Consider the following 11,555-nt stretch of genomic DNA (forward strand, 5'->3'; position numbering starts at 1 on the left):
ATCTGACGATTATTTTCGAATCCGCACGCTCGTTTATACGGATGCGTTCGTGAAAAAATCGCTCAATTCGATGCAGGGTTGTGTGGTTGCTGCAGGTGCAGCCCAATCGAGGATAGAGCCGCACCTGCAGCCGTTCACTTGGTTTGTCAAATCCCGGCGTCACGCTGACGACAGGGTCATTATTACGAGCCTGCCAGGATACGATCCCACTTTTCGGCCCATTCCACCTGGTGGCCGTTCCAGTAGGCCGGAGCGGCAAACGCGAATCCTTCCAGCTTTCCGGTCGGATCGAATGCCGGCAGCTTCTTGACTTCTTCCGGCATGGGGACCTTCGTCGGATCCAGGCTGGAGGGGTATTTTTGACCGACAGCCACGGCGATGGCCGCTTCGGGCGCCAGCATGTAGTTCAGGAGCTTTTGGGCAATATCCAGGTCGGTCCCCTTCATGACAAAAATACACTCCTGCCATGACATGCAGTTGTGGGGCGCCAGAAATCCAATGGGATGCCCCTGGGCCTGAAGGGCGGCGACGCGGCCGGACCAGGCAACCGTTGCGTAGATCTCCTCATTGGCCAGCAGGCTCATGAGCTCCGCTCCCGACCCCCAGTATTTTTTCATCAATTCCCGCTGCACCTTGAGCTCCGACCAGATGACATCCATGTATTTGATATCGTTGGGATCCTGTCCGGTCTTCAGGGCCGCGTACCATATGTTGGTGCGCCAGTCGGTCCAGCTGCCGAGTTTTCCCTTGAGGTCTTTATCCCACAGCAGGGCGGCACCCATCTTTTCGGCTTTTGACTTGGAAATGTGCTTTGTGTTGTAGGCGATACCGGTCTGGCCGAAATCGTACGGAACAGCCGACAGCTTGCCGTTGGTGATGGCGCGGTAGGGCTTCATCATGGCCGGCATCACGTTTTTCAGATTCGGAATCTTGCTTTCGTCCAGCACGACGTCCAGTTTCAACCCGACATAGCGGGCATAGTCGAAGACCCCGCTGAGGTGCGCCAGATTATATTCCCCTCCCGGCGGAAAGGAGGCTTTGACGCGGGTCAGATAACTGTCGGCGTCACCAAACTCGCCGTCGACCACCTTGATACCGGTGGCTTTTGTGAAGGGGGCGAAGGCATACTTGCGGAAGGCCTCCGAAACCACCCCTCCCCATCCGTCGAAACGAATGCTTTGAGCGGCGTGGGCGTCCCTAGCGAGATAACCGAACGGACCGCCTACGAGGCCGACCGCAGCCCCGGCCATACCCAGATATTTCAGGAAATGCCGCCGTGACACCTCACCATTTTTATACCGGTTGAAAATTTCGTCGATGTTGTCCTGCATGCGTTTGCTCATGATAGCCTCCTTTTTATTTTATACGCGGGTTAAAAGATAGTGGCTCTCTCTTGCCCTGTGGGCGAAGAAGATGGACGATCGGCATGCACGCGATCGCGCCATGTGGTGATTCCAGGGAATCACCGGATTTATATCCCCAGGCTTACGTAGCCTTGCTGTCACCCCTTCGCCTTGAGAATTGGCGTGAAAGATAACCGGCAAGCAGAGGAATCGATACCGTGAGCACGATCATCACGGTGCCCAACGCGTTGATTTCCGGACTGATGCTGTTGCGGAGCATACCGAAAATTTTTACCGGAACGGTCTGATTGCTGGCCGTGGCCCAGAACAGCGTGGCCGTGACATCGTCGAATGAAATCGTAAAGGAAAAAAGCATGCCTGCCAGAATGGCCGGAGCCAGCAACGGCAGGGTAACTTCTTTGAACGTCTGCAACGGGTTGGCGCCCAGGGTCTTTGCGGCTTCTTCATACTCGATTTTAATACCCACCAACCTGGCCTGAACCACCAGCAGTACATAGGGGAGCGTCAGGACCACGTGACCGATCAGTAACAGCACAAAGCTTTTGGGCTGCTGCAGCCAGCGGATGAAAAGCAGAAGCGCCACCCCGAGAACGACTTCGGGAACCATGATGGGGGTCAGCAGCAATGTGTTGATGGTGTTCTTGCCGGGAAAATTGTATCGCACAAACGCCATTGCCGCCGGGATCCCGATGGCGGTCACCACGATGGATGTCAGGGAGCCTAAAATCAGCGAATTTTTGAATGCGCCCAAAATCGTATGGTTTTGAGCCAGCTTGACATACCACCTGAAACTGAATCCCTCCATTGGGAAGGAACCGAATTGCTGGGGATTGAACGACAGGATAACGACAGCCACAATCGGGGTAAACATGAATACGTAGACCAGTATGGTATAGAGTCGTATCAAAGACCATCCTGAAATTTTCATCTACTTTTTCCTCACTTGAAACTTTTGAAAAGCTGGTTGATACCCAGGTAGCGGTTGTAAGTATATATGATGATGACCAGCAACGTCAGGAGCACAACGCTGATCGACGAGCCAAAAGGCCAATCCAGCGTGCCGACCACCCGTTTGAAAATCAGATTGGCGATCATATCGTTTCCGGGCCCGCCTAAAATCATCGGCGGAATATAGGTGCCGGCCGTCAAGACGAAAACCAAAAGACACCCGGCGCTGACCCCCGGCAGGCTCAATGGCAGCGTGACCTCCTTGAAGGCCTGCCACTCGGTGCAACCCAGGCTGCGGGCCGCCTCTAAAAGCGATTTGTCGATTCCTTCCAGGCTGACGTAGATGTTGAGGATCATGAACGGCAAAAGAAACTGAATCAGCCCCATAAGCACCGCCCCCTCGTTGTAGAGCATGCCCAGGGGCTCCTCGATAATGCCGATGCGCATGAGCACGTGATTGATCAAACCGGTGTCACCCAGAATGTTGATCCAGCTCAAAGTCCGGATGATGAAGCTGATCCAGAACGGCAGCATGATGAGCAGCAGCATCACCGGTTTCAAACGCGACTCCGTGCGAAAGAAAAAATAGGCCGGTATGTATCCCATGACCAGGCAAAGCACGACGGCTTCCAACGACACCCTGATGGTCTGGATCATAATTTTGGGGTAGAAGAAATCCGCGAAAAATTTGGCATAATTTCCAAACTGAAATGCCGGTATATCCGCCCCTGTCGGCGCCCTCAGCCAAAAGCTGTAAACCACCACAAAGCATACCGGTATAACCAGCAGCAAAAAGACGGCCGTCAGGGAAGGTGCGAGCAGTGCCCATGGTTTCCAAGTGTCTTTTTCCATGACAATGAATCCCTACAGTTTTAAGGTTGCGACAGATTCAATATTGCCGGCCGCCCCTTTCACGTTCGGGCTGCCGGCCGGCCGTTTGATCAATCAGGCTGCCAAACGGCACCAGCGCGCCAGAAACAGCGCGTACGTTTTGGCCGTATGGACGATGCTTTTGATGTCCACCCATTCGTTGGCCCCGTGATAATTCCCGCCGGAAGGCCCGAAGCAGGTGCAGTCACCGTTGCCGAAAAAGTGAAAAGCCCTCAGGTCGGTGGTGCAGGTGGCGACGTATGCTTCGGCATCCCGGCCGCTCAGGGATTTATGGCAAGCGTTCAGTGTATCGAAAGCCGGCACGTCCCGGGAGACCGTATGCCCGTCGGATCGAAAACCGTAAAACTCGACAACCGGAGAATTTTCAGCAAGCCAGGGGTCCTCCGATTGGGCCGCCTCTATGGTCGCCCTGATTTTTCCAGCCAGCTCTTCGAAGCCGGTTCCCGGAAAGTAGGAGAGCCGGCAGTGCATTTCCGATTTTGCCGGTACGGTGGACGGCCAGTTGCCACCGTTGATGATTCCAATATTCAGGTTGATGGGGTGGGGAATTCCGCGATATTCTTCGGGGATGCCCGACTGGTTCAATTCCGTTTCCAGTCTGCGCAGCGCCGTAACGATCTGGAAACTTTTTTCGATGGCGTTCGTTCCGGCGGAGGCCTCCAGCACGTGCACCGGCTTTCCCTCGACCGTCACTTTGAACCACAGCACCCCCAGTTGACTCGTCAGAATCGTCGGGCCGAAGGGTTCGGGTATCAGGACGGCGTCGGCATCGTAGCCTGCAGCCACGCACGCCAGGGCGCCGTTGCCGCAGCACTCCTCTTCGATGACCGCCTCGAGGGTGACGGGCGCCCTCAGCCCGAACCCGGCTTTTGCCACGGCGTGAACCGCGTAGGTCATGGCAGCCACCCCGGATTTCATGTCTCCGGCCCCACGACCGTATATGCGGCCGTCTCGCATGACCGGCTCGAAGGGGTCCGTGTCCCAGAAAGCGGCCGGTTCCGGATCCACGACATCCAGATGCCCGTTGAAAATGACGCTGCGGCCGCCGCTGCCGTCCGGCGGACGCACGGCCGCGACATTGTTTTTATTTTCATAGTTCCAGGGAACCGGGGCGAAACCCGGATGGTCGGCCAGTGTGGATGGGTCGATGGGAACCATCACCGGGGAAAAGGACAGTTTCTCGAGCTCGCTTTTCATCAATGCGACCGCCGAGGCCTCGTTGCCAAGGGTGCTGGGTTCTTTCACCAGACGGCAGGTGAAATCGACGATGTCGTCGGCCAGGTCCTCTACCGTCTGAACGATTGTCTTTTCTTGGTTGTCCAACATGGTCACTTCATTACCTCCATGACGCTCTTAAAATCGCGGCAGCTCTCCCTCCGGGATTTCGAGCGGCGCGTCTGTCTTGGCGACGATCTCTTCCAGGCTTGCTTCTGCGGCGATTTCGACAAGGCGCATGTGGCCGTCCACCACATCGATAACGGCAAGATCCGTGATGACGCGGTCCACACACGACCTGGCCGTCAACGGAAGCGTACAGGTTTTCAATAGCTTGGGCCGGCCTTTGCGGTCGGTGTGCAGGGTCGTGACGACCAGTCGGCGTGCTTTTTGGGCCAGTTCCATGCCGCCGCCGATGCCGGGGGTGTATTTCCCCGGTATCATCCAGTTGGCCAGGTCCCCCGCCGCCGATATTTCCAGGGAGCCTAAAAAAGCGATATCCAGACGTCCGCCTCTGATGAGGGCAAAAGAGAGGACGCTGTCGAAAAATGATGCCCCGGCATCGAGGTCGATGTACCCGCCACCGGCATCGATCAGGTTTCTGTCTGCATCCTCCGCCTTGCAATGGGCGTGCATACCCAGAATGCCGTTTTCGGAATGAATCTGCACCTGTTTTTCCCGGTCCAGAAACTTCAGGATCATGGTAGGGATGCCGATACCCAGGTTGACGACCTGACCGGCCCTTATCTCCTGTTCCGCCCGTCGGGCGATTTTTGCTTTTTTATCCAAAAATGTAATCCTCGAGTATACCGTATTCGTCTGTCAGGGTGTCTATCTCCGCCACATAATCGACAAATGCACCCGGTGTGTGGACATGGTCGGGGTCCAGTGAGCCGGCATCCACCAGGGATTCGACTTCGGCAATGACCTTGTCTGCCGCTGTGGCCATGGCCGGGTTGAAATTCCGGGCGCTTTTGGCGTACACCAGATTCCCCAGGCCGTCGCCCACGGCGGCGTGAATCAGGGCGACATCCGCCCTGAGCGCAGACTCCAGAACCCCTTTGCGGCCGTTCAGCGAAACGATCTTCTTGCCCCGGCTCAGAACCGTATCGATGCCGATGTCCGTTACGAAACCCAGCATCCCCGCACCGCCGCAGCGTATCCTTTCAGCCAGTATCCCCTGCGGGTTGAACTCGACCTCGATTTTTTTATCGTTCATCATGGCCAGGACCGAAGGGTTCAGGCCCAGATGGGAAGTGATCAGGCGGTCGACCCGGCCGGCTTCGATCAGCCTGGACACTCCCAGTTGGGGAATATTGGCCTCGTTTTTGATCAGTGTCAGATGCCGGGTGCCCTGCTCGAGCAGCACCTCGATCAGCCTGAAGGGCGTTCCCGGCACACCGAATCCGCCCACCATGATGGTATGCCCGTCCTTTACTTCCGAAACAGCGGTGTAAATGTCGACTTTTTTATCCATTTTACTATTGATCAAGCGTCCTTTTGCCGCATCATGCCACATCCAGTTTGTCCATCGTTTTTCTCAGCGCCTCCGAAAACCGCTTGAGGATCTCATCGACCTCGTCCGCCGACACGATCAGGGGCGGTGACACTAGAACATGATCACCCGCCATTCCGTTGATCGATCTGCGGGGGTAAACGATCAATCCGTTGTCAAAGGCGATGTCGGTCAGCAGTTGGGCGGCATTGGCGTCGACCGGCAGCGGCTCTTTTGTTTTCGGATCCCGCACCAGTTCCACCCCCAGCAGCAGCCCCCTGCCGCGCACCTGACCGATGATCGGTATCTCATGCGCCAGCTTGTCGAGCCCGTTTTTGAGACGGCTTCCCATGGAACGGGAATTGGCACACAGGTCCTTTTCCAGCATCAGATTCAGAACCTCGAGCCCAACGGCACATGCCATGGGGTTGCCCGCGTAGGTGTGACCGTGCTTGAACCCGCCGCTGTCCAAAACCTTTTCGACGATATCATGCCCCGCCACAATCGCACCCAGAGGGAAGTAGCCCGATGCCATGCCTTTGGACAGGGCGACGATATCGGCTTTTACATCCCAGTGTTCATAGGCGAACAACGTTCCGGTGCGACCGAAACCGGTCATGACTTCATCGAGAATCAGCATGATTCCATATTTCTTGCAGATCGCCTGAATCAGGTCAAAGTAGTCATCCGGCGGGACGAGGGCGCCGGTACTGGCGCCACCGATGGGTTCGGCGACGAAGCCGGCCACATTTTCAGGGCCTTGCTCCAGAATTGTTTTTTCCAGCTCCCTTGCACACATGAGGTCGCAGGCAGGGTAGGTGAGGTTGTAGGCGCAACGGTAGCAATAGGGCGCCGGGATTTTAGGGCATGATTTCATAAGCGGCCGGTACGGGGCCTCCAGGGGTGCATAAGCGGTCAGCGCCAGGGTACCCAGGGTGCAACCGTGGTAGGAAGGCACGCGACTTATAAAAATATGCCGGGATCCCTGATGGGTGTCGTAAAAATACTGACGGCACAGCTTTACCGCCGATTCCACGGCTTCGGATCCTCCGGAAACGAAAAATACGCGATCCAGGTGATCCGCCGATTGTTCGACCAGGGCTTTGGCGTAATCCAGAGCGGGTCTGTTTTCGAAATGAAGACGGTAGGCAAAAAACGTCTGCTGCGCCTGCCGCAGAATGGCTTCGGTTATTGCGGTCTGCCCATAACCGATATTGCAGATGACCGCTCCGGAACAGGCATCGATATAGTCTTTGCCGTCGGTGTCCCGGATCGTAACGCCTGCGGCCCGGTCCACGACAGGCAGGCGACCTTTGGCTATATAGAAATTGTAATTTGGATCTGCTTCCTGCATGACTCACCATCTTATGAAGCGTAAAGCTTTCGGATGTCGCTGTTTAGACACCCGGTTTAAAGAATTGAAACATCTGTTCCAACGAGATGCTTTTTATTGTATTTCCCGATCGGAATATTCAGGTGCTTCCCGCTACCCCGGTACTTCTGCCGAAAGAACCGGTTGGCGCCGGCTCACCGGTGAAGGCGTTCCGAGAGGGCCGCTGCCGTATCTTTGATGAGATCCCTATACTTTTCTTTTATCTCCTCGGCACTGTTTTGCAGGACTGAAAAATCAAAGGAAACCGCCCCGATACCTTTTTTTGTGGATGGATTGATCAATGGCGCACCGATGGTTATCAGGCCCGGCAGATACTCCTCTATGCACATGGCGTAGCCCTGGGCACGCGTCTTCTCGATCTCGGCCATGAGCGCCTCTTTTTCACATATCGTGTGGATCGTTTTAGCCCGCAGATCGATTCGATCCAACACCTGCTCGAGTTCATCCGCGGTCAGGGTCGACAGGAACGCTTTCCCCACGGAGGTGTTGTGCAGGCAGTTTTTAGCCACATCCGGCAAGTTATAGGTCAATGTTTCTTCCGCCTCTTTGTGGTACACCCGCATCATCGTATCATCGACGGTCAGACCGACATCGATGGTGATGTTGTACTTTTTGTAAATGGAATCCACATAATTTTTTACCAGCTGCAGATGGTCTGTCGCCCGGATGAGGTTGGAGCAGAGTGTCAACGAGCGAAAGCCGGGCCTGAGCTCTTTGGTTTTCGGGTCCTTTTCAAGATAGCCGAGATGGACAAATGTGTTTATGTAGCGATAGGTTGACGTCACGTTCAACCCCAGGACCCTTGAGATTTCGCTTTGGGTCAACACGGATGTCTCACCGTTGAAAAGAGACAGGATCTTCAGCCCTTTTTCCAAAGAGGTGGAGAAGTAGTGTCTTGAATTTGTCATCGGGTATATTTTTCACACTATAGTAAAAATGATACTATAATGAATATTTATACGTGGCACCCAATGGTTTGTCAACCAAAATTTTTCGGGCCTATAACCAATAACGAGGTAAATGCCCGCCGGCCGAGGGGCGGTACGGTTCCTCGGCAATCGTTGTACCTTATTTTGGGTTATAGACCCGAAAAATTTCAGTGCCGCAAAAGATCACAACGGCTGCAATTTATTCCGGACCACGCTTCGCTTCCAGGGGCAAGCGATGCTCATATCCGCTGCGAAATACGACGACCGATTGATATTGGCTCAATATCTGCTGGTCCAACAGTGAAAACCATTGGTAGATCAGGGGGTGAAGGGCGGTGGTGTCCAGCACCACGATGTTTTCCATGTTTAAACCGATGCCGTCCAAAAAAAACACAAAGGCCTCCAGCAGCCCGTTCTGATGTTCTTCCAGGATGCATGCGTTTAAGAGCGAGGGGTTGAAATGTTCCGGGGACTGATCACGAATAAAACCAAAAAACCATCCGGATTGATACATGCAGTGCAAGGATCCGATGAGGACCGCATGCCGCAGCCCGGGTCGATACCGGCGCCAGAAATTTTGCGCCATGGTCTGATCCCTTGGAACCGCCTGCCCAGAGGAATTGTTTTCCTTCGTGTCGACGTCCTCGATGGCATGGATCTCTATTTTTGGATTTTTAGCCCTGGCTTTTTTCAAAATTGACGTCATGTCCGCCCCCAGCAGGGGAAAATAGGCATGGCCCGCAGCAACCGTTTTATTGAGATGCCGCAACGCCTCAGGGGATGCTTCTATGAGGAGGGTGTCCAGGCTGAAGTTGGAAAAAAACGCATCGGCAAGAAATCGCCGGGTACTCTCTTCATGCAATTCACCGATGCACAGGATTTGGTAATCCGCACGCTGCAGATGGACCAGCCACTGATCCACCGAAATCAGATTTTCACTGAGATTGTCTGTCACGGCATCCCTTTCGATTTCCGGCATGCCGAAAAACGCTTTCAAAGCATCGGTCGCTAAATAATGCAGTGACGGATGCTGCACACGCTGTGGATTCAGATGACTGACGGAACGTCTGGGGTATTTTTCGACAATAATTTCGTATAGTGCGATCAGGAGCGCGATGACGGCAAAACCAATCAGCGTGCTCAGAATGATTTTTACCAAAGGCGATTTCATGCTTACCGGAATGGGTACGATACCGGTGGCGGCAACAGTCTTCCGGTCGCTATTGCAGCATTGGACCAGGCCCTTGACCAGCGGTAACCGAGTACCCCGCGTTGAGGTGTACCCCACGATTGCAATGCCGGGGTGTAGATGAAAGCGATGCCGCAAGCTTACGATGCTACCGGTTAAAACACAATGGCTTTTTTTGAGGCTTGCGGCCTTCATCCCATTTTGCATTCGAGGGGAAAAACTGCTAAGTAGCCTCGTTATTCTGTGAACCTTTAAATGGAGAACGACCGCTAAATGCCTGATACACCCGATCGTGCCGTCAAAAAGGGTGCCTTTCAGACGGCACCGGTGCTGGCCTTGTCAGCCAGCCATTTTATCCATGACGCCTACTCCAGCTTCCTGGCGCCGCTCCTGCCCCTGTTGATCGAAAAGCTTTCCATGACGTTGACCCAGGCGGGCTTTCTTACCACGGTCATGCAGCTGCCGTCCCTGCTCAATCCCTTCATCGGATCCCTGGCCGACCGCATCAGCGTACGTTATTTTATCATCCTGGCGCCGGCCATGACAGCCATCCCCATGAGCCTCATCGGTGTGGCGCCCAACTACGGCGTTCTGCTGCTGCTGATGTTCATTGCGGGGGTCAGCGTCTCCGTGTTCCATGTTCCCGCCCCTGTCATGGTTTCGAAAGTGTCGGGGGACAAGGTCGGCAGGGGGATGAGTTTTTTCATGACCGGGGGTGAGCTGGCGCGCACCATCGGTCCCATGATCGCGGTGGGGGCAGTGGCCCTGCTCGGGCTGGAGGGCTTTTACCCGGTGATGGTGGTGGGAATTCTGTCCTCGCTGTGGTTGTACCTGCGATTTCACGATGTGCCGGTGGGCGTCAAATCCTCCCGCAAGACCCCCATTGCCCAAACCTGGCGGGAAATGCAGCACATCCTGGCGCCGCTTTCCGTCATTCTGGTGGCCAGGGGGTTCATGCACGCCTCCATGACCGCCTTTTTGCCGACCTTCATTCAGGCGGAAACCGGCAACCTGTGGCTCGCCGGTTTTGCCCTGACCATTTTCGAATCAGCCGGCGTACTCGGGGTGATGACCGCCGGTTCCATCAGCGATACCCTGGGGCGCCGCAGGGTGCTCATGATATCCCTTATGGGCGCGCCCGTGAGCCTGTTTCTCTTTACCTGGACGGGGGGATGGGCCCGCGTTGCCGCTCTTCTTTTTACGGGGCTTCTGCTGCTCTCTACGACCCCGGTAATGCTGGCCATGGTTCAGGAAAACGCCAAATCGAGCCCGGCGGCCGCCAACGGCTTCTTTATGATGATGTCCTTTATCGCCCGTTCTGCCGTGGTCGTCGTGGTGGGGTACCTCGGTGACATGTACGGATTGCGGGCAACCTACTACCTCAGCGCCGCCGTCGGACTGGTGGGTGTGCCGTTTGTTTTCTTTCTCAAGCCGCGTCAGGCGACCGGCGGATAACCCTCAACGGTGGGAGAAGACTTCTCGCAAGGCGGCCCTTGGGCCAGGTCAGAGATATTTGGCTGTGCCGATAATGGGGGAGATAAAATTCCAAGCACCAAATCCGAAATTCCAAACTTGGGTTAGCGGGTTACTTGAGTTGTTTGGGTTAGCGAGTAACGTAACGCAACGAACCCAATAAACCCAATTGAGATTCAGGATTTGCACGGCTGAGCGTTAGATTTCATCCTCGCCATTGGTGATGCCGTTCGGCTGGGAGATATGGGAAGGCGGCATCGGTATCTCCAGGGTGCTGTCCTTGTTTCCCAGCATGTCCACCAGCATTTCCAACGACCACAGAATCAGGGATATTTTATCCTGGTCCAGGCCGATCAGGCGGTCCATAAACTGTTCCTGGATCGGTTTGGGGGCCCTGTTTATGAATTCGATGCCCTCGTCGGTGACTTCGACATGGACCTGCCGACGGTCCTTGCTGATGCGCACCCGCCGCACCAGCTCCCTTTTCTCGAGGCGGTCGATGACGCCCGTGACCGTGCTGTTGTTCAAAAAAACGATCTTGGTCAACGCGCCGATGGAGATGGGGCCGTGCTGGAAAACCTCGTGCAGGCAGATGAGCTGGGGGGTCGATATCTTGTAATTTTCCAGAATCATCTTGGAGTGCTTCGACATCTCCTGA

At 55.0% G+C, this 11,555-nt stretch carries 11 protein-coding genes; 1 reads left to right on the top strand and 10 read right to left on the bottom strand.

Features of this window, described 5'->3' with window-relative positions; all coding sequences use genetic code 11:
- Positions 1-182: 182 nt before the first annotated feature.
- The 9 genes from LJE94_11495 to LJE94_11535 form a co-directional block, all read right to left on the bottom strand.
- Entirely contained in the window at positions 183-1,343 is a 1,161-nt protein-coding gene (locus LJE94_11495) for a substrate-binding domain-containing protein (protein MCG6910732.1), read from the bottom strand.
- A 142-nt stretch (positions 1,344-1,485) separates the two neighbouring features.
- The gene (locus LJE94_11500) at positions 1,486-2,292 is read right to left on the bottom strand and encodes an ABC transporter permease (protein MCG6910733.1); all 807 of its coding nucleotides are present in this window, start codon (positions 2,290-2,292) and stop codon (positions 1,486-1,488) included.
- An 11-nt stretch (positions 2,293-2,303) separates the two neighbouring features.
- Entirely contained in the window at positions 2,304-3,164 is an 861-nt protein-coding gene (locus LJE94_11505) for an ABC transporter permease (GenBank protein ID MCG6910734.1), read from the bottom strand.
- A 93-nt stretch (positions 3,165-3,257) separates the two neighbouring features.
- Positions 3,258-4,529, bottom strand: coding sequence for an ArgE/DapE family deacylase (locus LJE94_11510; GenBank protein MCG6910735.1), 1,272 nt, complete (start codon positions 4,527-4,529; stop codon positions 3,258-3,260).
- A 27-nt stretch (positions 4,530-4,556) separates the two neighbouring features.
- Positions 4,557-5,207: a CoA-transferase subunit beta gene (locus tag LJE94_11515; GenBank protein ID MCG6910736.1), complete on the bottom strand. Its 651-nt coding sequence runs from the start codon at positions 5,205-5,207 to the stop codon at positions 4,557-4,559.
- The gene (locus LJE94_11520; protein ID MCG6910737.1) at positions 5,200-5,910 is read right to left on the bottom strand and encodes a CoA transferase subunit A; all 711 of its coding nucleotides are present in this window, start codon (positions 5,908-5,910) and stop codon (positions 5,200-5,202) included. Before LJE94_11520 ends, LJE94_11515 begins: the two co-directional genes overlap by 8 nt.
- Before the next feature lie 16 nt (positions 5,911-5,926).
- Positions 5,927-7,267 (bottom strand): aminotransferase class III-fold pyridoxal phosphate-dependent enzyme, encoded by a 1,341-nt coding sequence (locus LJE94_11525; protein ID MCG6910738.1) that lies wholly within the window; start codon positions 7,265-7,267, stop codon positions 5,927-5,929.
- Positions 7,268-7,440: 173 nt separating this feature from the next.
- A complete protein-coding gene (locus LJE94_11530) occupies positions 7,441-8,214 on the bottom strand; it encodes an IclR family transcriptional regulator (GenBank protein MCG6910739.1) in 774 nt (257 codons plus the stop codon).
- Between the two features lie 220 nt (positions 8,215-8,434).
- Positions 8,435-9,394: a hypothetical protein gene (locus tag LJE94_11535; GenBank protein MCG6910740.1), complete on the bottom strand. Its 960-nt coding sequence runs from the start codon at positions 9,392-9,394 to the stop codon at positions 8,435-8,437.
- A 303-nt stretch (positions 9,395-9,697) separates the two neighbouring features.
- On the opposite strand from LJE94_11535, the gene LJE94_11540 reads away from it, so the two are divergent.
- Positions 9,698-10,879 carry an MFS transporter gene (locus tag LJE94_11540; GenBank protein MCG6910741.1) on the top strand — a complete coding sequence of 394 codons (1,182 nt, stop codon included), beginning with the start codon at positions 9,698-9,700 and terminating at the stop codon, positions 10,877-10,879.
- 216 nt (positions 10,880-11,095) lie between these two features.
- Here LJE94_11540 and LJE94_11545 read toward each other — a convergent pair.
- A partial coding sequence (locus LJE94_11545) for a MarR family transcriptional regulator (protein MCG6910742.1) occupies positions 11,096-11,555 on the bottom strand: 460 nt, incomplete at its 5' end.

The sequence above is a fragment of the Deltaproteobacteria bacterium genome (assembly GCA_022340465.1).
Classification (GTDB): Bacteria; Desulfobacterota; Desulfobacteria; order Desulfobacterales; family B30-G6; genus JAJDNW01.

Excerpts from the sequence above, each read along its gene's own strand:
- LJE94_11510 (MCG6910735.1), bottom strand. The coding sequence starts at position 4,529 with ATGTTGGACAACCAAGAAAAGACAATCGTTCAGACGGTAGAGGACCTG.
- LJE94_11495 (MCG6910732.1), bottom strand. The coding sequence starts at position 1,343 with ATGAGCAAACGCATGCAGGACAACATCGACGAAATTTTCAACCGGTAT.
- LJE94_11540 (MCG6910741.1), top strand. The coding sequence starts at position 9,698 with ATGCCTGATACACCCGATCGTGCCGTCAAAAAGGGTGCCTTTCAGACG.
- LJE94_11525 (MCG6910738.1), bottom strand. The coding sequence starts at position 7,267 with ATGCAGGAAGCAGATCCAAATTACAATTTCTATATAGCCAAAGGTCGC.
- LJE94_11500 (MCG6910733.1), bottom strand. The coding sequence starts at position 2,292 with ATGAAAATTTCAGGATGGTCTTTGATACGACTCTATACCATACTGGTC.
- LJE94_11505 (MCG6910734.1), bottom strand. The coding sequence starts at position 3,164 with ATGGAAAAAGACACTTGGAAACCATGGGCACTGCTCGCACCTTCCCTG.
- LJE94_11530 (MCG6910739.1), bottom strand. The coding sequence starts at position 8,214 with ATGACAAATTCAAGACACTACTTCTCCACCTCTTTGGAAAAAGGGCTG.